Annotated in this window: 17 protein-coding genes and 1 pseudogene; 7 read left to right on the top strand and 11 right to left on the bottom strand. The window is 37.0% G+C overall.

The features are described from left to right. Both CY0110_RS31450 and CY0110_RS31445 read right to left on the bottom strand, forming a co-directional pair. Positions 1-698 (bottom strand): annotated as a pseudogene (locus CY0110_RS31450) (serine/threonine-protein kinase); the annotation flags it as partial. Between the two features lie 46 nt (positions 699-744). Then, positions 745-1167 carry a serine/threonine protein kinase gene (locus CY0110_RS31445; RefSeq protein WP_008277297.1) on the bottom strand — a complete coding sequence of 141 codons (423 nt, stop codon included), beginning with the start codon at positions 1165-1167 and terminating at the stop codon, positions 745-747. Positions 1168-1368: 201 nt separating this feature from the next. Here CY0110_RS31445 and CY0110_RS19700 point away from each other — a divergent pair, with 201 nt between their 5' ends. The 3 genes from CY0110_RS19700 to CY0110_RS19690 all read left to right on the top strand — a co-directional run bounded on the left by CY0110_RS19700 (position 1369) and on the right by CY0110_RS19690 (position 6041). Beyond that, entirely contained in the window at positions 1369-2550 is a 1182-nt protein-coding gene (locus CY0110_RS19700; protein ID WP_008277296.1) for a sensor histidine kinase, read from the top strand. A 132-nt stretch (positions 2551-2682) separates the two neighbouring features. After that, positions 2683-5379 carry a cation-translocating P-type ATPase gene (locus tag CY0110_RS19695; protein ID WP_008277295.1) on the top strand — a complete coding sequence of 899 codons (2697 nt, stop codon included), beginning with the start codon at positions 2683-2685 and terminating at the stop codon, positions 5377-5379. A 17-nt stretch (positions 5380-5396) separates the two neighbouring features. Continuing rightward, positions 5397-6041 (top strand): DedA family protein, encoded by a 645-nt coding sequence (locus CY0110_RS19690; protein WP_008277294.1) that lies wholly within the window; start codon positions 5397-5399, stop codon positions 6039-6041. 168 nt (positions 6042-6209) lie between these two features. On the opposite strand, the gene CY0110_RS19685 is transcribed toward CY0110_RS19690, so the two are convergent. Beyond that, complete coding sequence (locus tag CY0110_RS19685) at positions 6210-7454, bottom strand: FAD-dependent hydroxylase (RefSeq protein ID WP_008277293.1); 1245 nt, start codon at positions 7452-7454, stop codon at positions 6210-6212. 21 nt (positions 7455-7475) lie between these two features. Beyond that, positions 7476-8234: a TerC family protein gene (locus CY0110_RS19680; RefSeq protein ID WP_008277292.1), complete on the bottom strand. Its 759-nt coding sequence runs from the start codon at positions 8232-8234 to the stop codon at positions 7476-7478. Between the two features lie 220 nt (positions 8235-8454). Between CY0110_RS19680 and CY0110_RS19675 the strand changes: the two genes are divergently transcribed. Further along, complete coding sequence (locus CY0110_RS19675; RefSeq protein WP_008277291.1) at positions 8455-9402, top strand: hypothetical protein; 948 nt, start codon at positions 8455-8457, stop codon at positions 9400-9402. On the opposite strand, the gene ppk1 is transcribed toward CY0110_RS19675, so the two are convergent. From ppk1 to CY0110_RS19660, 3 genes are all read right to left on the bottom strand, one after another. Further along, complete coding sequence (gene ppk1, locus CY0110_RS19670) at positions 9399-11570, bottom strand: polyphosphate kinase 1 (protein WP_008277290.1); 2172 nt, start codon at positions 11568-11570, stop codon at positions 9399-9401. The genes CY0110_RS19675 and ppk1 overlap by 4 nt on opposite strands. Positions 11571-11722: 152 nt before the next feature. Beyond that, positions 11723-12451, bottom strand: coding sequence for a peptidylprolyl isomerase (locus CY0110_RS19665; RefSeq protein WP_008277289.1), 729 nt, complete (start codon positions 12449-12451; stop codon positions 11723-11725). 106 nt (positions 12452-12557) lie between these two features. Then, a complete protein-coding gene (locus CY0110_RS19660) occupies positions 12558-13109 on the bottom strand; it encodes a photosystem I assembly protein Ycf4 (protein ID WP_008277288.1) in 552 nt (183 codons plus the stop codon). A 220-nt stretch (positions 13110-13329) separates the two neighbouring features. Between CY0110_RS19660 and CY0110_RS19655 the strand changes: the two genes are divergently transcribed. After that, complete coding sequence (locus CY0110_RS19655) at positions 13330-13593, top strand: hypothetical protein (protein WP_008277287.1); 264 nt, start codon at positions 13330-13332, stop codon at positions 13591-13593. Positions 13594-13733: 140 nt separating this feature from the next. Here CY0110_RS19655 and CY0110_RS19650 read toward each other — a convergent pair whose 3' ends face one another. The 4 genes from CY0110_RS19650 to CY0110_RS19635 form a co-directional block, all read right to left on the bottom strand. Next, positions 13734-14699 (bottom strand): ACP S-malonyltransferase, encoded by a 966-nt coding sequence (locus CY0110_RS19650; protein WP_008277286.1) that lies wholly within the window; start codon positions 14697-14699, stop codon positions 13734-13736. 489 nt (positions 14700-15188) lie between these two features. Next, the gene (locus CY0110_RS19645) at positions 15189-15671 is read right to left on the bottom strand and encodes a chemotaxis protein CheW (protein WP_035800090.1); all 483 of its coding nucleotides are present in this window, start codon (positions 15669-15671) and stop codon (positions 15189-15191) included. A 105-nt stretch (positions 15672-15776) separates the two neighbouring features. Further along, a complete protein-coding gene (locus CY0110_RS19640; RefSeq protein ID WP_008277284.1) occupies positions 15777-16136 on the bottom strand; it encodes a response regulator in 360 nt (119 codons plus the stop codon). Between the two features lie 120 nt (positions 16137-16256). Next, the gene (locus CY0110_RS19635; protein ID WP_008277283.1) at positions 16257-17507 is read right to left on the bottom strand and encodes a response regulator; all 1251 of its coding nucleotides are present in this window, start codon (positions 17505-17507) and stop codon (positions 16257-16259) included. 613 nt (positions 17508-18120) lie between these two features. On the opposite strand from CY0110_RS19635, the gene CY0110_RS19630 reads away from it, so the two are divergent. Together CY0110_RS19630 and CY0110_RS19625 are read left to right on the top strand one after the other, a co-directional pair. Then, a complete protein-coding gene (locus CY0110_RS19630; RefSeq protein ID WP_008277281.1) occupies positions 18121-20637 on the top strand; it encodes a DNA gyrase/topoisomerase IV subunit A in 2517 nt (838 codons plus the stop codon). Between the two features lie 152 nt (positions 20638-20789). Then, positions 20790-20972, top strand: a complete 183-nt coding sequence (locus CY0110_RS19625) for a hypothetical protein (RefSeq protein ID WP_008277280.1) — start codon at positions 20790-20792, stop codon at positions 20970-20972. Positions 20973-20989: the final 17 nt, after the last annotated feature.

The following is a 20989-nucleotide window of genomic DNA, read 5'->3' as shown; positions in this document are numbered from 1 at the left end:
GCTTCTAATTGTTCAATCTGATTATCTTTTTCTTGCACTGTATCTTCAAGTTCAGCAATTGTTTGATTATTACTATCAATTGCTGCTTTTAGTTCTGTGAGCATATTGGTTACAAAATAGCTACCAATAGCAACACCAAGAACAATAATACCTCCTAAAAAAAATAAAGATACTTTTTTAAAATTTCCTTGTTTTTGACTCTCATTAGATACCGAATTACTGGTATTAATCGGAGGAGTGGGATCAATAACAGTCGTTGGTAATGGAGGTGTGGGGGGTTGAATATTTTGATGATAATCTAGACCATTACCAGCAATTTCAGTTGTTTTGATTGACTTTTTCGGTTGGGATGAATGCAAATCTTGATACATTTCATCCGCCGTTGTATAACGATGACTGCGATCGTCTTTTATTGCTTTATCAAGAACTTTTTCTAAAGTTGGATCTAAGTTAGGAATAGATTTTTTCCAGTCTAAGTCCCCCGTTTTTGGATCAGGTTGAAATTCTACGGGTAATTTATTCGTTAAAGCGTAAATTAGAGTAAAGCCTAAAGCGTATAAATCGCTACTAAAAATAGGACGACCCACACTTTGTTCGGGAGACATAAACCCTCTAGTTCCAATAATCACAGAACTAATGACTGATCCTGAAGATCGGCGCACTTTTCCCATAGAATCTTTAACCGCACCAAAATCAATTAATACAGGTAACCCATCACTGCTACGGATGATAATATTTTCTGGTTTAATAGTCGCGATGAATGAGTCCTTTATCTTGTATGTATTGTAAAGTTCTCAATAGAGACGTAAGAATAGAAAAAGCTTGTTCTTGAGAAATGGGACTAATATCGGCTAGGGTTTGGCCTTCAATGTATTCTTGAACTAGATAAAAATTGCCCCCATCTTCAAAATAGTCATAAAGTTCAGGAATATTGGGGTGATTGCGACCTATTTCTTCTAGAATAGATGCTTCTTTTAAAAAAAAGTCTTCAATAATTTTATGGTCAACTTTATCTGTATTACTGGGTTTTAGCTTTTTGATAACGACAGTTCTCTGGGAAGGCATTCGGGTATCCTTAGCTAAAAAAGTGACACCAAAGCCACCGCTTCCTATCTCTTTTTCGATCTGATAGCGATCGAGTAAGGGATGAGATCCCACTTGATTCATCTTGGTTATCTCCTTATAAAATCAATATTGTACCCATAGATTAAATCGGGTTAAATAATTGGCTCACTCCCCTGTGACACTTTTTCTCGATGTCACAACAACTATTTCTTAGATAACCTTAATTAATTGAATTGTCCAGAGCGTAGTAAAATTACTCTAATATCATAACGAACGCACATATTTTTAATCATTTTTTGAGAAATGAATGACATCGGCTATGCCTTGCTGACTAAAATAGAAATAATTACCGATGATTGGATCGGAGCTATTCGTACAGATATCGAGATAGAAAGTGCCAAAGGTCTTGCTTATAAATCAGTTCGTAATAGTATTCCTTACGTTGTAGAAGCTCTGGCTAGTTTACTCTCTGAATCTCTAAAAGATAAACCCAAAAAGCTAGAAAGAAAGGGGTTGGATCATGGCATCATCAGAGCAGAGCAAGGTTATGATGTGGCTGAGATAGTACGAGAATATAGTTTATTAAGAACAGTTATTATTAGTGTTTTAAAATCCGATTTGCTCTCTGGTTCCCCAGAAGAAATATTATCGATGATTGAAGTGATTGATTCAGTTATCGATCAGGTTATTTGTTGGTCTTTAGACAGTTATATTGAACAGCGATTAGAAGAACTTGAACAGGTACGAACTCAGCTATTGCTTACTAATGAAGAATTAGAGCGCCTAATAGCAACGCAAAAGGAAGATATTTCTGAGTTAGCACACGAATTAAAAACACCTCTTAATTCGATTATCGGTTTTTCTAGATTGCTACAACAACAGCAACAACAAGCAAATCAAGACCCGGATACTTCTTTAAATTTAGAGCTTACCCAAAAGGTAATTAACAACGGGAGACAATTACTTCGTTTAATCAATAATGTTCTTGAAATATCTCGCTACGAAGCTGGAAAAATATCCCTCAATTTAGAACCGACTAACTTGCGTTTTCTGGTTCAAGCTGTGGTTGAAATTTTAGAACCCAGTGCTACACAGAAAGACTTAGACATCAGATTTGACTTTGACCAAACTCCCGAACAGATAATAACCGATTCGCTAAGATTGAGGCAAATCATTACCAATTTAGTAAGCAATGCCATTAAGTACACTGACTCAGGAACGATTGAAATAAAATGCCAGACAGAAAACGACAATCAATGGTCACTCATTGTCACTGATACAGGAATTGGTATTTCACCAGAAGATCAAGCTCAAATTTTTAAACCTTATTATCTAGTTAAGTTAAAAAATAGAAACTTATCTGATCGTACTGGTTTAGGATTAACTATTGTTGATAAGTTAGTCAAACTGCTTCAGGGGGAAATTAACCTAGTTTCCACGCCAGGAGAAGGATCGACTTTTACGTTAACCTTCCCAGTATCTTAACAGTCTACTTCCTGGCTTTTTTTCAAAATTACTCTTTTAATTGGCTCTGTCTAAACTTAATACTAAAGAAGGATTAAATAAAGATAAATCTGCGACAAAATTTAAGCAAGCATTAAACAATGAATTGAAGATATGAGTCAAGTCGCACCGAAAGTAGACCTAGAAGAAGCCAGTTCTCTACAAACCAATGATGTTCTTCAACGTTTATCTGTTGATATTAAACAAGGATTAGATTCATCAACAGTCAAAAAACGACGTAAAAAATACGGCGAAAATCGTCTCCAAGAATTTCAACGTCGTAGTGCTTGGCAAATTCTCATTGCTCAATTCAAAAGCCCCATTATTGCTTTATTAGCCGTAGCTGCGGTTCTTTCCTTTGCCTTTCAAGAATGGATTGAAGGGATCGCGATTATTATTGCTATTCTGCTCAATGCGATCATTGGCTTTGTAACAGAAACGAAAGCCGTTCGCTCTATGGAGTCTCTGCAAAAACTGAGTAAAACTAAGGCGAAGGTGCGACGAAATAATCAAGTACAAGAAATAGATGCCGAGCAATTAGTTCCAGGGGATATTGTTATCTTAGACGGTGGGGACTTAGTCGCAGCCGATTTGCGCTTGTTAGAAGCCTCAAAATTACAAGCAGATGAATCGGCCTTGACAGGGGAATCCGTTCCCGTTAGTAAAACCATAGAACCCCTCGAAAAAGAGCTAGAAATCGCTGATCGCCGTAATATGGTCTTTAAAGGAACTGCAATTACTCGCGGAAGTGGTGAAGGGGTAGTAGTCAGTACCGGCATGGACACCGAACTCGGTCATATTTCCTCTTTAACTGCTCAAGCAGAAGAAGAAATTACCCCCTTAGAAAAAAGATTAGATAGTCTTGGGAAGCGGTTAATCTGGATTACTCTGTTAATTGCCGTTGTTATTGCCGGTGTGGGGATTGTTAGTGGTCGTGATCTCTATACAATGGTAGAAACCGCGATCGCTTTATCGGTGGCTGCTGTCCCTGAAGGTTTACCCATTGTGGCTACCGTAGCCCTGGCCCGAGGAATGTGGCGCATGGCCAAACGCAACGCTATTATTAACCGTCTCTCAGCAGTAGAAACTTTAGGGGCAACCAGTATTATTTGCACAGATAAAACGGGAACCTTAACGGAAAACCGTATGACGGCCAGAGAAATTATGTTATGGTCGGATTCTATTGAAATAACAGGGGAAGAACAAACCAAAGGTCAATTTCGCCGTGATGACCAAACCATTGACCCCTTAGATAATTCTATTCTTAGGAATCTCTTAAATGTTTGTGTGTTGTGTAATAATGCCACTTTAGCCGTAGAAGAAGGGGGGAAAGAAAATCAAGATGTGGGAGATCCCACCGAGATCGCTCTGGTTGCTTTGGCTGCTAAAGCTGACTTAAACCGTAATAAACAGCGAGAACAAAAGCCAGAAGTACGAGAAGAGGCGTTTGATACTCAAACTAAAATGATGGCCACCTTTCACGAGGTAGAAGGTAGATATTGGGTAGCGGTTAAAGGGGCCCCGGAATCCGTGTTACCCGTTTGTTCTCATTACGCAACTATAGATCAAACCCAAGAGATGGACACGGAAACCTATCAAACTTGGCAAGATAAATGTCATTCTTTGGCTCAAGATGGACTAAGAATTTTAGCGATCGCTCAAAAAACCGTTGATAACTCAGATAGTGAACCTTACCAAAATTTAACCCTGTTAGGAGTGGTAGGATTACTCGATCCTCCCAGAGAAGCGGTGAAAAAAGCCCTCAAAGCTTGTCATGAGGCTGGTATTCGTCCCATAATGGTCACCGGCGATCAACCGGTTACGGCTCGTAATATTGGCTTGGCCGTGGGCTTAACCACCGAAAAAGAACGGGATGCCCAACTCGGAAAAGCCCTCAAAAATCCTGATGATATACCCTCAGACCAACAAGAAGCCCTGCGACAAGTGCCAATTTTTGCAAGGGTCAGTCCGGAACAAAAACTTAATTTAATTACCCTCCATCAACAAGCTGGGGCTGTTGTAGGGATGACTGGGGACGGGGTAAATGATGCCCCGGCCTTGAAAAAAGCCGATATCGGTATCGCGATGGGCCAGCGAGGGACTCAGGTGGCTAAAGAAGCAGCAGATATGATCTTGCAAGATGACGCTTTTTCTACCATTGTGGCAGCCGTGGAACAGGGAAGGGCGATCTTCAATAATATTCGTAAATTTACCATTTATTTACTCTCTGGTAATGTAGGGGAAATTATGGCGGTGGCCTTTGCTTCTTTAACCGATGCACCCTTACCGTTATTACCGTTACAAATTCTCTTTTTAAATGCGGTGAATGATGTCTTTCCGGCTCTAGCGTTAGGGGTAGGTGAGGGAAACCCTCATTTAATGGAACATCCTCCCCGTGATTCAAAAGAGCCTATTTTGACTAAAGGACATTGGTTAGCTATTGTTCTTTACGGTTTACTAATTTCGGCTCCAGTGTTGGGAATATTTTTCTACGCTTTTTATCGGTTGGGGTTTGGGGAACGACAAGCGGTGACTATTTCTTTCTTGGCTTTAGCATTTGGCCGCTTATGGCACGTCTTTAATATGCGTGATACCGATGGGGGTTTAATTCATAATGAAATTAGCCAAAATCCTTATATTTGGGCGGCGTTGTTGATTTGTACAGGATTGTTGTTATCTGCTGTTTATTTACCCGGACTTTCTGGAGCCTTACAAACCGTTGACCCTGGTGTGAAGGGTTGGGCAATGGCGATCGCAGCGAGTTTTATTCCTGTGATTGTTGGCCAAATTGTCAAATTGATTCGTAAATAGTTTATTTTTAGAGTATTATGCTTGATTGGATTGTTAATATCGTCGATGGATTAGGATATGTTGGAATTGCTTTATTAATGTTGTTAGAAAATGTTTTTCCTCCCATTCCCTCAGAGTTGATTATGCCGTTAGCGGGGTTTGTGGTGACTCAAGGTAAATTACATTTTGTTTCCGTGGTTATCGCCGGGGTGATCGGTTCGGTGTTGGGGGCATTACCTTGGTATTATTTGGGAAAATCTCTCAGTTTGAAGCATATTAAAGGTTTAGCGGATCGTTACGGACAATGGTTAACGGTTTCGAGTGAAGATATTGACAGAGCCAAAGATTGGTTTGAGCGTCGAGGGGAAATCGCTGCTTGTGTCAGTCGTTTGGTTCCGAGAGTACGCACCTATATTTCCGTGCCTGCCGGGTTGAGTAATATGGCGTTATTGCCTTTTCTTTTCTATTCAACTCTAGGAACGGCTATTTGGGTGAGTTTATTGACTTTCGCCGGGTATATTTTAGGAGCTAACTATGACCGAGTTAAAGAGTTTCTCGGGCCTTTTAGTATTGTTGTGGCTGTTGTGATAGTTGTGGTTTCTGTTGGTTGGGTGATTCGACGGAAACGAAAATCCTCAAGGCAAGAGGCAAAAGGCAAGAGGCAAAAGTCAATAGATAATTAAGCTTGGCTGAAAAAGTGCAAGAGTAAGAATAAGAATAAGCAAAAGGCAAGTGTCAACTTTAAAGAATAATCCCTCTAGTCTAGTTCATGTGTCCTGTTTACGTTTCCTAAATCTCCGTCGAACTCAGGTTTGATAATAGCTGCTGTCATAGATTCTAACGTTAAATTCTTAAAAATTCACTGATAAGGGGCGTTTTCCTAATAACCCTGTCATCAACTGCAAGGCTAACTTTTTAAATGGTGGTAATCCCATCATCAACCGTAACCCTAACCGACGAATCATCATTATCGGTAATATCTGGTTAGAAAAGAAGCGATCTAAAAAGTCCGTAAACCCTAAAATCACCCAATTCTCCCATCTTCGCCAACGTTCATACCGTTTTAAAACCTTAATATCTCCAATATCTTCACCATCTTCATAAGCTTTTTGAATCACTTGGGCTAAGGCTGCAACGTCTCTAATGCCTAAGTTTAATCCTTGTCCTCCCACCGGATGACAACAATGGGCTGCATCTCCCACTAAAGCGAGACGAGACTGGGTATAATGGTCACTCTGCATCAATTGTACAGGGAATAAATAGCGATCGCTGTCTAAGGTAATCTCCCCTAACGATCCTTGGGTTCGTTCTTGTAATTTTTCTAAAAATTCTTTCTTATCTAACTCTAACAATTCTTGGGCTTGGGCGTGGGGGGCTGTCCAAACGATCTGACAACGATTTCCTGGTAAGGGTAAAATTCCCATGGGTCCACTGTAGCAAAACCGTTCAAACGCTATGTCGTTACGGGGTGCCGTATGTTTAATGGTAAAGGTAATGCAAGACTGCCAATATTTCCAGCCTTGGGTTTTGATCTGGGCCAGAGAACGAATGAATGATCGTGGACCATCAGCCCCAATGACTAACTTGGTGTGTAAAGATTGGGTCATACCGTCTTTTTCTACCGTTACGATCGCTTCTTTCTCACCATATTTTACATCCACTACCTTCGCTGGACATAACCATTCAATGTTAGGGCAATCTGCGATCGCTTTTTGTAGGGTGCGTAAAATGACCCCGTGATCTCCGACGTATCCTAAATAATCTGTTCCGAGATCGGCGGTTTCAAAAGTTACCACTCCTGGGTAATCTGCATCTGAGAGGCGGATATGACGAAATTTGCCAATCTGAGGCAATATTTCTGACCAGACCCCAATCGAATCAAAAATCTTTCCAGACAGCAGAGAAAGGGCATAAGACCGCCCTCTAGAAGCCACTTTTTCTAGGGATTGCACCTCAATAAGCTTAATTTTCAATCCTGAATCTTTCAGGGTTAACGCCAAGGTTGCCCCAACGATACCACCACCAACGATGGCTAAATCACAGTTTAAGGGGGTAGTCGGATCAGTTTGGGGTAAACTAATGGTTTCTACAGTCATACTCAAGATAACGGTAACTATCTACACTTCGGAGGAAATTTTTTTGGGTTCAGAGCTAATTTTATTGTCCACAGATTCGCCAAGAATTTCAACGTCATCTTCACTGTTTGGGTTACGCTTAGAAAAACCCCAAACAAAAATCGAAGCAATTACCCCAATCATTAACCATTCTGGGGGAACCCATTCAGGGTTAATTACTCGAACTAATAAGCGTAATCCTACAAAACCAACGGTAATAAAACCTGCATCTTCGAGATGAGTATATTCTTGTAACCAACGAATAAATAATTCTGCTAAAAATCTTAGGGTAATTACGCCAATGGTTCCCCCTGCTAAAATTAACCAAATTTCATCTGCTAAGGCGATCGCTGTGGTTACACTATCTAAGGAAAAGGCCAAATCTGTAACCGCAATCAGAGGGATCGCTTGCCAAAGAGAGGTAAACGTTGGGCCATGATGCTCATCTTGTTCATTCTCTTCGGAGGTAAAATAATTAAATACTAACCACAAGAGATAAGTTGCTCCTAATAGTTCAAATTGCCAATATTGAACCACCCAGGTTGCTGTTAAAATTAAGGACATTCTTAGAACATAAGCCACCACTAACCCTACATTTAGGGCGGATCGTTGCAATTTTGGATCTTTTAATCCTCTGGCAATGGCAGCCAAAGCGATCGCATTATCGGCCGATAACACCGCTTCTAAGGCAATTAAAATAATCAGTAAAATCGGGGTTTTGAGACTGAGAGCGAGAGAAGAGTCAAGAATCTGGTCTAACATTCAAAATTTAGGGATGTATAAGTGCAAGCAACAAAATAACGACAGTAAAAATGTCGTTACTATGTTATGGTCTGAGGATTCCTTAAATTAATGATAATGTATTTAACAAAATCTCGTCAGATTTCTCATTTTTCTTTGATGGTAGTCTAGAATTTTTTGAACTCATCGGTTAACATACTCTCAAAACTTTTCTTTGAATGGACTGAGATAATCAAACAAGATGAATGATAGTTCCCAATTTCCTAATCCGATGCAACCTTTTAATGCCAAGAGGATCATCACTGGTGCATTGAGATTATATAGGGATCGTTTTAAAGCATATTTTTGGGTATCACTACAAGTTACGCTTTGGTCTATTCTCCCTTTCATTTCTTTTTTAGGCTTAATTATTCTTTTTACTTCTTTAGTATTTTTATTTGATATTAATATCATCAACGCTGCCTTAATAGCTTACATATTGATTATCATTGTAACTCTAATTCTTTGGGCATTATTTAGTGTTTATTGTTGGTGTCATGGGTCTAAAAATTCAGCACTAATATCCCGTTTAGCTTTTAGAGAAATCATTTATCAACCAGAAACAACTAAACAGGCTCAAGAAAATATTAGAAAATTTTGGTCTTTTTATGGATTACAAGTCGTTATTAGTCTAATTATCTCAGGAATTAGTATAATATTATCCATGATTCAATGGATAGCTATTGACTTACCAAGTTATTTCATTAACCAACCTATTATTACTGATCTATTGCGATTAATTGGAACTATATTATATTCAATTGTTTATCTCTGGTGTTACAATCATTTTTTTATTGCTGAAACTATTTTTGTTATTGAAGACGACCAAGAAATTATCAATTCTATTAAAAAAAGTTGGAAACTAACTAATCCTTACATTTGGCCTATTTTATTAGTTATATTTTTGTCTTTTTTAGTTACTCTTCCCGTTTATTTAATCTCAGCTATTCCCATCTTATCAGTCATCCCATTTTTCAATATTAATGAAAACACTGACTTTACTTTTTATGGGATAATTGCTTTGGGATTTTTGGGTTCAATCTTCTTATTTTGCTTACTAAATCTTATTACTTTACCCTTTTGGCAAATAGTAAAAGGCATTATTTATTATGCCCTTACTATCAATAAGAACCATGAAAATACTAACTAAATAGCGTCTTTTGCAGATTGTAACGCCATCTCCCTAAACGTTTTTTGAGAACTTTGCTCATGATTTTTATTTTGAGGTTGACGTTGAATATAACTACCATCCGTTTGTAATTCCCAAGCTTGACGATTATCAGATAACATCACCCCTAAAATTTCTTGTAATTCCTGAGCAATGTTAACATCTTCTACTGGTGTAACCGCTTCAACACGACGGGAAAGATTGCGCGTCATCCAGTCTGCACTACCAATATAAACTTGTTCTTCTCCTCCATTATGAAAGTAAAAAATTCGTGAATGTTCCAAAAAACGTCCAACAATACTAATCACATTAATGTTGTCACTAACTCCCTCAATACCAGGTCTTAAACAACAAATTCCCCGTATAATTAAATCAATTTTTACCCCTGCTTGGGAAGCTTGATAAAGGGTTTCAATAATTTGAGGATCGACTAAAGAATTCATTTTAGCAACAATACGACCACTACCTCCATTGCGACAATGTTCTGCTTCTCGATTAATCATCGATACCATACGATCGCGCATATTTACAGGAGCAACTAATAGTTTGCGGTAAGATTTTTGACGGGAATAACCTGTTAAAAAATTGAATAAATCTGTTAAATCTTCCCCTAATTCTTCTCGACAACTAAATAGTCCTAAATCAGTGTATAATTTTGCTGTTTTTGGATTATAATTTCCTGTTCCAATATGTACATAACGCCGAATTTGTTTACCTTCTCGGCGGACAATTAAAATAATCTTTGTATGGGTTTTTAATCCTACCAAACCATAGACCACATGAACCCCTGATTGTTCTAAACGACGGGCCCAAATAATATTGTTTTCTTCATCAAATCTGGCTTTTAATTCTACCAAAGCGGCCACTTGTTTTCCGTTGGCTGCAGCAGCAATTAAAGCACTAACAATGGGAGAATCTCCTGATGTTCTATATAAGGTCATTTTAATGGTTAAAACATCGGGATCATAAGCTGCTTGAGTAATAAATTGTTGAACAGAAGAACTAAAAGTATGATAAGGATGATGAACTAAAATATCCCCTTGACGAATAATCGAAAAAATATCCTCTCCTTGCCGTTGAACTTTTCCTTCATCATTGTCATCTACTATCTTTTTTACTGATTGTAATGCAGGAGGAATCACTGCACTCCAAGGTTCATCTTTTAAGTCTGGACAAGGAAGGGACATAAAATAAAATAGGTCTTTTAATCCTAATAATCCCTCGATATCATAAACATCAATTTCTTCTACGTTTAAATCTTCTATAAGTTGATTTCTAATCGGTTCGGGGGTACTGGTATGAATTTCTAACCGTACTGCCGATTTACCAATATGTCGCTTTCTTAATTCTTGTTCGATGGCTAATAATAAGTCATCGGCTTCATCTTCTTCTACCGATAAATCAGCATTTCTTGTCACTCTAAACGGATGACATTCTTGAACAATCATACCAGGAAATAAAGCTTCAAGATTATGGGCAATGACTTGTTCTAAAGGAACTCCAGTCCAAATAGCAGTTTGATCATCTTCTTGATGTCTTAATTCTGAAGGCAGTGCAACAAAACGGGGTAATACACCAGGAACTTTTACCCGTGCAAAATGTTCTTCGTTTGTGTCAGGATCACGTACTACGACCCCTAAGTTTAAACTAAGATTAGAAATATAAGGAAAAGGATGAGAAGGATCAACTGCTAAAGGCGTTAAAACAGGAAAAATATTATCATCAAAATACTGATGTAAATAAGTCCGTTGTTCTTGATCAAGGTCTACATAATTAATTAAATAAATTCCCTGATTAATTAATAAATTTCTTAAAGTGTATTCAAAGAGATGATCTTGTTCTTTGACCAAAGGGCGTAGCCGATCGCTAATAGCGATTAATTGTTCTAAAGGCGTTCGTCCATCGGCGGTTAACTTGGTTACGCCTGCTTCTACTTGTTGTTTTAATCCGGCTACCCTGACCATAAAAAATTCATCTAAATTGGAGCTAAAAATAGCAGCAAATTTCAGTCTTTCTAATAAAGGAGTCCGAGAGTCTAGGGCTTCATTTAAAACACGATAATTAAATTCTAACCAACTCAATTCTCGATTAATATAATACTGAGGATCTTTAATATTAATGTTGGTTTCTTTAGCTTTTGTCTGTGCCATAATTTTAGTGGTCTCCTAACTCATAGACTCCTAAGATTTAGGTTTGTTTAAAGAGGGTGTCAGGTATGAAGTTTATGATAGTAGTAACTGCTCTCGATTTTAGCTTAAGTTAGCATCGAGAGCTTTATTATTCGGTTAAGGAAAAATAGTGCCTATTTTTTCAAATTTTCCAAACCAGAAACCACTTTAGCTGAGTCGATGCGATCGCCTTGTTGAATGCTATCAACCACGTCCATTCCCTCGGTAACTTCCCCAAACACAGCATAGTCTCCATTGAGAAATTCTAAATCTGATAGGGCAAAATAGAATTGAGACGAAGCGGAATCAGGCATTCCTGAACGCGCCATAGCCACGGCTCCCCGTTCATGTTTAAGAATCACGGGTTGAGACATAGCAGTACGGTTTCCTTGTTGTCCGAGTGCTTTACTATAGGTGGGTTTTTCGTCTTCTTCTAGCTTAATTTCTAGGGGAATGCGTCTTTCTTGTTTAGTTTCTGGATCAACAAAGCCACCCATTCCGGTTCCTTGAGGATCACCCCCTTGGGCTACAAAGGGTTGAGGATCTTTAACCACACGATGGAAGGTTAACCCATCATAAAAACCCCTCTGAACTAAATCCACAAAATTTCCGGCGGTAATGGGGGCATCTTCTCCTTTGACTTCGATGGTGACAGGAGAACCATTAATGGTCATTTCAACCACAGCATTACCTTCTAATCTAGGATAATTATCCATATTTAATTGACTCACTTGTTGATTTTCATTTGGACTAACGACAGTCTCAGAATTACTATCGGTATTAGAACACCCACTTATCATGAACCCAGAGACTAAGATAAGACAGGCTAAAGTTGTTAACCAACGTTTTTTTAGATTTCTCATAGATATCTTTAAGGTTAATCTTGGTTTGAGTCTTCTGTGTACTTCTCAATGTTACTGAGTGGGGTGTGACTGGGAGAAAATATATAGGTGATATCTCTTAGTCTCCTTACAACCCTTCTAAGGGAACCCCCATGAAACTGGCTAATTCTGCCCCTTCATTTTCTAATTCTGAAAGGGACATGGGTTGGCCAATACGGGTTAGGGGAACATCGCGTTTTTGTTTAACCTTTAAGTAGAGTTTACGTTTGGTGTTTAATCCTTCTTGAATCTCAGCCTTAACTGCTTGGACATCTTCTAAGGGACAGGTGAATTCAACTCGGCGATTTTTCCCAGGAAATCCCCAACGAAAAATCTTAACTTGATTGGTTTGCTTATTGAATTCGTTATAACCTCCACCAACATTCAAGATAATCATCAACCATTGATAGGATGCCAAAAGAGACCCGGCTATCCCATAGAATAGTAAAGCGACTCCTTGAGGGATAAATTGAAGGGAAGAGGTATCGCTGACCATGAGTATATTAGTGTGTAAATAACTCGAAAGTCCTGCTAAAAGAAAACCAATACCGCCAATGGTTGAAACAGTCGCCCACCAGTAATTACTGAAGCGACGAGAACCAATTACGTCTTGACGAAAAATGAGGCGATCGCTTGTCATAGCCGTTGCCTTTGTCCGATTTTTCCTACAGATGATCAATCGCATTTTATCATTAAAAGGAAAGCCCAACTCTATGATGTTGGCTATTGCCCATAATTGAAACAATCATTTTCCCTATCAATAGTGATCGGGATCAATATTTATTTTTGTGAATATCACAGATTTAATCTCAAAAACTGGGCATAATAAGGGTTAATAGTCCTTCATTATTACTCTAAATATGCTTTCAAATACAGCAATTGAGAAATTTATTGTCAAGCTTCGCCTTCAAGCCGTAATTGAGGGAATTGATGAAAACGCTGCTTTGAGATATGCTTCTGTGAGGCTCCGTTTAGCAACAGGAGAGATTAGTGAATATGAGTATTCTAGTTTAATTGATGATATCGATCATATTTTTGGAAGCGCATTAACATCAAAAGATACTCAACCTTCTATGCTTAATCATTGGATTGAAAAACAAATCTATGAACTTCAAACAATTTAATTATTAGTTATAGCAGTTTCCATACTTGTGAGGTATAAAAGTTTCACTTTGAGGTAGAAGGCACGAAGCGGGTGTAAAATGCGCCTAATGATTCCGAGAAACACTATACATCAATAATTAATTGGATGATAAAAAGTTAATTATCTTTCTACAATTTCTGGATTAGCAATAAACAATTTTTTGAGTTGATCCCGAATTACCATACTATCGATATCAGCAGTAGAACCAATATTATCAATTTCTAAATTGGAATCAATTTGCTTCATTGATTTTAGTAAGCCTTGGCCAGAACCAATTTGCCAAGCTTGTTTAATGCCTTGTTCTACTAGAGTTCTAGAAATCATTTCCCATCGAACTGGTTGACTAATTTGCTCAATCAAGTTGCGTTTAACCTGATTAATATTTAAACTCAAAGTACAGTCTACACTACAAAAAACAGGAATCAAAAAAGGTTGAAAATCAACCGAGTATAAAGTCTCCTGAAATTCTTGGGCTGCCGTTTCTACTAATGGTGTATGAAAAGCTGCACTAACGGATAAAGGAATCACACGATTCACTGAAACTTGAGATAAAACAGAGGCAATCGCTTCAGACGTACCTGAAACAATGGCATAGCTTAGGTTATCATTAGCCAACCAAACATTAGGGGTATTAAGCACCACTTGTTTAAGTTTTTCTGGGTCAAAGCCTGTTAAGGTTGTCATAGAACCTTGGGGTAAACGAGACATAATTTCTGCCCGTTTTTTAACCAGTTTTAAACCTGTTTCAAAATCGTAAGCTCCTGCAGCATATAAAGCAACATATTCCCCAAAACTATAACCAGAAACTAAACCAGGTTGATAGCCTGAACGCTTCAAAAAATCAACCAAAAGTGTCATAAAAACATAAAGACAAGGTTGGGTGTACTGAGTGCAAGATAATTGCTTGTCATCACTTTGCCATAATTTGCCAATAGACCAACCCAGAATAGACTCTGCTTGTTGTAATCTCCATTGCGTTAAGGGAAACTTTAATAGTTCTTGTCCCATTGCTAACTTTTGAGAACCTTGTCCTGGAAAAACCCAAACTGTCGGATTTTTCTTGTTTTGTAAAGAAGGAAATAACATGATGTGAAATTTCTGTAAAAAAAGTTTTGATTCCTAGATTCTTCTTAATTGTAAATATGAAAATTCTAAAGAGCCATCGTATATTCACTGACTTTTTTTTTAATTTAAGGAAATCAAAAAAAATCAGTATTTTTACTAAGTTGTTGTGCTTGTTTTTCAATTAATTACTAATTCTTACTACAGATAAAATCTGTGAGTTCCGTAATAATACAGGGATTTGCGTAGAGAACAAAACAACTATATTAAGAAAAAGTTAACAAAATTTGATTGTCTGGTAATTAAATCCACTGCAGTAATGAGGAATATACTTAGTCGTCAGCAAAATTAGTTTTACCGACTTCTTGTGTATCTTACAAATAAATTTAAGAATCATAAAAAAACACTCCAAGATCACTCCGTTGTTGTATCGTGAAGTCATCTCTGAGTGTTGGTTAATTTTCGAGAAGTTCTTCCCCTCTTTAGGGGTAATTAGCAAGGTTTATAGAAGGTTTATAGACTGAGAATCGGTGAATTCAAAATGGCTTCAGGGTCTAAAATAAAAAAAAGTTGTTTTTCTTGAGGGATACAACCTTGTAAATAAGGAATTAAATCTGATTGGACGGTATTAAAAGGCGATTCTATTCTTTCTTTAGAAAAACGGGTCACTCCCATCACCTTTTCTACTGCTAATGCTAATGCTTTTTTTCCTGAATGAATAATAGCGATAGAATATTGTTGACTATCTAATTTAAGTGAAGATAAATTGAGGAATTTTCCAAGATCCACCACCCAAAAAATACGACTACGTTGATTTAATAATCCTAAAAAAAATGAAGGCATATTAGGCATAATAGTTAATCGACTAGAAGGAATAATAAATACTTCTTTTGTCATTGTCATAGGTAATAAAATTTGAGTTTGACTATCAATCTGTAGATGAAGATAAGGATCACCAACTGCTCTTTGATTAGACAAGATTTGAGTTTCTATCATAGGAATATTTGGAGACTGTATTAATAAATGATATAAAATGCTAAAATGAATAATTAACAATTTTCAAAATCAAATAATTATTAATTATTCATTATTGATGATAAATTATTCCACGGATCTAATAGCCCGAACTAATTGTTCTTTACTAAAGGGTTTAGTAACATAAACATCCGCCCCTTGTTTCATAGCCCACATTCGATCTAAGTCTTGATCTTTTGAGGTACAAACTACAATAGGTAAATTTTGAGTGTCGGGGTTTTTGCGAATACTACGACATAATTCTAAGCCATTCATACCAGGCATAACTAAGTCCGTAATAATCACATTGGGTTTATGTTGATTAATTTTTCCTAGGGCATCTTTAGGATCAGTAGTTGCTATCACAGTGTAACCACTATCTCGCAGATAATTACTGATTAACTCCATCTCAGATGCTGTATCTTCTATGACTAAAACTTTAGACATTGGTAAATATCCTCAAAAAAACCGTGTAAATTTATGAGTTGAAAAACTTTTCTAATCCTAGAGTTCCCATAATTATCGTAAAAATTGACACCGTTATTTTAAAAGGGTAGTTATTTTAATTTAGCTTAAATAACGAAATACCATTTTTAATAAGTCTGATTGAGTAAAGGGTTTAGTTAAGTAATCTGAAGCTCCTGCAACTCTGGCTTTGGCACGATCTACTAAACCTCGGTTCCCAGTTACCATAATAATAGGAGTTGTTTTAAAGAAGTGATGATTTCTGATTAGTTGGCAGAGACGATAACCATCAATTCCTGGCATTCCCACATCCAATAAAATAATATCAGGTTTAAATCTAATTATTTCTAATAAGGCTTTTTTAGAATCATTAATGGCGTGTATAAGTAAATCTTCCTTGTCAAGAAAACGATTAATTTCACTTAAAATAGTAGGACTGTCATCGACACAGACTAATTTATATTGTTTAGTTTCATTCCTATTATATTGAAGGTTCCCAACGTAATTGTTTCTGACAGTCTTATTAGGGATTGTCTGAGCATTTTCTGTCTTCGCTACGATCCGAGGAAGTTGATCAAAAGGAGTTTGAGGATCATGAATGATGATGTTTTTACTTTGGATAAATTTATAAATATATTGAGCAATTGTTATCTCATCTTTATCCGTCAAAACTGCTAATTGTCTAAAATTAAATCCCCTTAAAAGTTTACTAAATTTTTTAGTCTGTTCAGAAGATAATCCACTTGTTTTTTGATTATTAGTAAAAAAATAAGGTCTTTGTTCAGGGGAAGTAATTAAAGGTGCCAAACTTTGCCAGGATTTTAATCTTTGTTGACATTCAATTATCACATTTTTAAGATCCAGCTTAACTATCCCCAGGGAAACACCAGTATTCTTGATAAATGTATAGTCAGCATCAGTTAATAATAAAAACAATTCAATGACTTCTTTATTTAGGGATGTTACTAGGTTAGCTGCTTGATGATCTTCTAAATAGTTTTCTTTCAATAACCAATTAATTGCTTGATATTCGAGGGGTGTATTATCTTTATCTTGTTTTTCATTTTCAAAATTCAATCGCGCTTGATTTCGTACCGATGCTGTTAAAGAAGATACTGTATAACTTAACCGTCGTAAATGTCTTTCTAATCGTTCAAAAGAATCGAGGGAATGGTTAGCATAAACTAATCTTCCTTGAGCAACATAAATTTGCCATTTCACTGATTTAGAAGATACTAATAAACATCCAGTTTTTTTAGCATTGCAAAGTTTTTCTAATATATCTACAGGAGAAAAATTAGCTGATTCTTTAACTAAAACTGAGGATTCTTTTGGGTAATTTTTGATATTCATAATAAAAGTTGTAATCCCATATAACAATAAGTAAACTATTGATGAAATTGCAATTAACTATAAATTGGTTGGTAATTGGCAATCAAAAAAATTTGAAGAAATATTTCTATACTTCAAATAATGGATGATTTTTTCTAGTTGAGTAATCTTGAAAGTTAGTATATAGAATGAGTTTATAGAAAAACATCAAAGATACTAATCTTAGCTATACTGTAATTTAATTTTACTATCTTTCAATAATAAAAACTTCTGTATTTATACTGACATTTTGCCATTTCTTCAAATAATATTGTGATGTTTATCTTAACTTTAATCAAGGCTCTTTTCCATGAGTAAAATTACCAGTAATAATTGATAAATATGATCCTTTTAGCTTATTACTCCCCTTATCGTAGGTTTAAGTTGAGTAGCAAATGTTTTTAAATTAGGGAAAATGGGCAAGATACAGCAGAGATAGAAGAAAAGGAAGATTTATACCACTATCCACAAAAGTTCTGCTACAAATATACTATTGAGGATGTACCCTAAAAATAGTTGTCAAAAAACGCAAGGGATGTATGGTAAATAAAGGGACATCCCTATAATGTGATTGATTCAATAGGAAAGGAAACTTATGGCAAAACAGTTAAAACTCGTAGGAACTGGTGAAATTACTCCCACAGCGTTACACGCAGAGATGCAACGTTCCTATCTTGAGTATGCCATGAGTGTGATTGTGGGACGAGCCTTGCCAGATGTCAGAGATGGACTCAAACCCGTTCATCGTCGTATTCTCTACGCCATGCACGAATTAGGGTTAACCCCCGATCGCCCGTTTCGTAAATGCGCCCGTGTGGTGGGGGATGTGTTGGGTAAATACCACCCCCACGGAGATCAGGCAGTGTATGATGCCTTAGTACGGATGGTTCAGGATTTTTCAAGTCGTTATCCCTTGTTAGCTGGACACGGTAATTTTGGATCGGTGGATAACGATCCCCCTGCGGCCATGCGTTACACCGAAACTAGACTGTCGCCTATTGCTGATCAAGCAATGTTGACAGAGATCAGCGAGGCAATCGTTGATTTTAGTAGTAATTTTGATAATTCTCAACAAGAACCCGTCGTTTTGCCAGCGCAACTCCCTAATTTACTCCTCAATGGTTGTACGGGAATTGCCGTAGGAATGGCAACTAATATTCCCCCCCATAACTTAGGGGAATTGGTGGATGGGTTAATCGCCTTAATTGATAATCCTGAGTTATCGGACGAAAAGTTATGGAAAATTATCCCTGGACCTGATTTTCCCACTGGAGGCGAAATTATCCAAACTCAGGGCATAGAAGACGCTTATCGTCATGGAAAAGGCATTATTCCAGTGCGTGGGGTGGTGAAAATTGAACGCATGGATGTGGGCAAAAAACGCCGTAAGGAAAGAACAGCCATTATTGTCACAGAATTGCCCTATCAAGTCACTAAATCCACTTGGATCGAAAAAATTGCCGATTTAGTCAACGGTGGTAGATTAGATGGCATTGCTGATATTAGGGACGAAAGCGATCGCACCGGAATGCGAGTGGTGATTGAGTTAAAACGGGACGCTGTAGCGAAAACAGTTCTTAGGGAATTGTACAAAAAAACAGCCTTACAACAGAATTTTGGGGCAATTATGTTGGCTTTAGTAGATAATCAACCCCGTCAGTTATCCCTACGTCAATTATTAGAAGAATTTCTAAAATTCCGAGAACACACCTTAACCCGTCAATACAATTATGAGTTAGAAGAATGTCGTAATCGGTTACATCTTTTGGAAGGGTTATTAATTGCCCTTGAAGATTTAGACCGCATGATTGATATTTTGCGTCATGCTGCCGATGGAACTACTGCTAAGGCGCAGTTTCAACAAGAATTGAATTTAAGTGAAGCACAAGCAAATGGTATTTTAGCCATGCCGATGCGTCGTTTAACAGGATTAGAACGACAAAAATTGCAGGCCGAATACGATGAGTTAGCAGGGCGCATTAATGAGTTAGAAAATCTTTTAAATAATCGTCCTGAATTCTTAAAAGTCTTAAAGAAAGAATTGCGATCGCTTAAACGTAAATACGGGGATCAAAGACGCACTCGTATCGTGCAACCGACTCCTCAAAAGAGTTCATCAAAAACAGCACAAACCACTAAAAAACAAAATAATAGTCAAAACTTAACGACTGCAACATCAGATAAAGAAACAGAAAAAACCACTCGACCTTTTAGCCTATTTACTCCCCAAACTCCCCCAAAAAATGCCATCTTAGAAATGACTTATCAAGGAACCATTTGCTGGCGATCACCTGATACTAAAGTTCCTGATAATCATGTTTCAATTTATAGCGAGGCTATCCAAGAAAGGGAGCAATTTATTGTTATCACCGATATCGGAAAAGCTTATCCTGTCAATGTGGCTGATGTTCCCCCGATTGATATTCAACCCATTCCATTGCTAAGCTTATTATCCAAAACCGCGCAACGGGATAGTAAAAAAGTTGTTTCTCTTTTCTTCTTATCCGATACTACAGACAATAAAGATTTATTATTATTGACAAATCAAGGAAAAATAAAACGAGTTCAATTATCAGAATTAGAAGGATTAACTAATCGAGGGTTAGTGTTAATTAAACTTAAAGAGCAAGATTCTTTAGAGTCGGTTTCTATCACAAAAGAAGGGGAAGAAGTTGCGATCGCAATGTCCAGTGGCCGTGTTTTACGGTTCCCTGTTGTTGATGAAGTGATTCCTATTATGGGTCGTAATGCTCAAGGAAATCAAGCATTAAAATCACGCTATGGAGAAACTATTGTTAGTTGTGTGACTCTTGATGAAAATAAGATAGTTTTATTAGTGTCAAAATTGGGCTATGGTAAGCGATTAAATATAACAGGGTTACGAATGACAAAACTAGGAGATATTGGTACACAAGCCTTACAATTTACCAATAAACAGGATAGTTTATTGGTAATGATTAAGGCTACAGATTCTAAGGATATTACCTTGCTAACCAACCAAAAGAAAACCTTTAATATAGTAGCCAAGGATGTGAAAGTTTGGAGTAAAGATGGTCAAGGCGATCGCTTAATTAAATTATCCAATCAAGAGGTGATTGACCATGTAATTTAAGAAAAAACTTAACTTTGAAATGGTCTAACTGATTTGATCATCAGAGAAATTGATTAAAAATCTTAAACTATCCCTAAAGTTAGAGAAGCGAAAGACTTATAATGGTAGTAAGCAATCGTGTCTTCTTAACTTTTTTGAGGAGGTAATTGACAATGTTAGATCATCATAGTAATTATCTGACAATTTTATGTCATTATTTATTCTATTTAATTTTAGTAGGCTTACTTAGTTTTAGTCTTACTTACATTATGAATAATAAGCAAAATAGTGGCATAAAAACCAATATAGACCAAACAAATAGCTTAATCCTAAAACAAGCAGAAAATGCACCTTAATGACTCAGTAATAACTG

Source organism: Crocosphaera chwakensis CCY0110 (genome assembly GCF_000169335.1).
GTDB classification, from domain to species: Bacteria; Cyanobacteriota; Cyanobacteriia; order Cyanobacteriales; family Microcystaceae; genus Crocosphaera; species Crocosphaera chwakensis.
Note: the sequence above shows the minus strand (reverse complement) of the source record. Positions and strands in the feature narration are given on the sequence as shown.

What these genes read in the sequence shown, in the direction of transcription:
- CY0110_RS31445 (WP_008277297.1), bottom strand. Translation starts at nt 1,167, where the DNA reads ATGAATCAAGTGGGATCTCATCCCTTACTCGATCGCTATCAGATCGAA.
- CY0110_RS19700 (WP_008277296.1), top strand. Translation starts at nt 1,369, where the DNA reads ATGAATGACATCGGCTATGCCTTGCTGACTAAAATAGAAATAATTACC.
- CY0110_RS19695 (WP_008277295.1), top strand. Translation starts at nt 2,683, where the DNA reads ATGAGTCAAGTCGCACCGAAAGTAGACCTAGAAGAAGCCAGTTCTCTA.
- CY0110_RS19690 (WP_008277294.1), top strand. Translation starts at nt 5,397, where the DNA reads ATGCTTGATTGGATTGTTAATATCGTCGATGGATTAGGATATGTTGGA.
- CY0110_RS19685 (WP_008277293.1), bottom strand. Translation starts at nt 7,454, where the DNA reads ATGACTGTAGAAACCATTAGTTTACCCCAAACTGATCCGACTACCCCC.
- CY0110_RS19680 (WP_008277292.1), bottom strand. Translation starts at nt 8,234, where the DNA reads ATGTTAGACCAGATTCTTGACTCTTCTCTCGCTCTCAGTCTCAAAACC.
- CY0110_RS19675 (WP_008277291.1), top strand. Translation starts at nt 8,455, where the DNA reads ATGAATGATAGTTCCCAATTTCCTAATCCGATGCAACCTTTTAATGCC.
- ppk1 (WP_008277290.1), bottom strand. Translation starts at nt 11,570, where the DNA reads ATGGCACAGACAAAAGCTAAAGAAACCAACATTAATATTAAAGATCCT.
- CY0110_RS19665 (WP_008277289.1), bottom strand. Translation starts at nt 12,451, where the DNA reads ATGAGAAATCTAAAAAAACGTTGGTTAACAACTTTAGCCTGTCTTATC.
- CY0110_RS19660 (WP_008277288.1), bottom strand. Translation starts at nt 13,109, where the DNA reads ATGACAAGCGATCGCCTCATTTTTCGTCAAGACGTAATTGGTTCTCGT.
- CY0110_RS19655 (WP_008277287.1), top strand. Translation starts at nt 13,330, where the DNA reads ATGCTTTCAAATACAGCAATTGAGAAATTTATTGTCAAGCTTCGCCTT.
- CY0110_RS19650 (WP_008277286.1), bottom strand. Translation starts at nt 14,699, where the DNA reads ATGTTATTTCCTTCTTTACAAAACAAGAAAAATCCGACAGTTTGGGTT.
- CY0110_RS19645 (WP_035800090.1), bottom strand. Translation starts at nt 15,671, where the DNA reads ATGATAGAAACTCAAATCTTGTCTAATCAAAGAGCAGTTGGTGATCCT.
- CY0110_RS19640 (WP_008277284.1), bottom strand. Translation starts at nt 16,136, where the DNA reads ATGTCTAAAGTTTTAGTCATAGAAGATACAGCATCTGAGATGGAGTTA.
- CY0110_RS19635 (WP_008277283.1), bottom strand. Translation starts at nt 17,507, where the DNA reads ATGAATATCAAAAATTACCCAAAAGAATCCTCAGTTTTAGTTAAAGAA.
- CY0110_RS19630 (WP_008277281.1), top strand. Translation starts at nt 18,121, where the DNA reads ATGGCAAAACAGTTAAAACTCGTAGGAACTGGTGAAATTACTCCCACA.
- CY0110_RS19625 (WP_008277280.1), top strand. Translation starts at nt 20,790, where the DNA reads ATGTTAGATCATCATAGTAATTATCTGACAATTTTATGTCATTATTTA.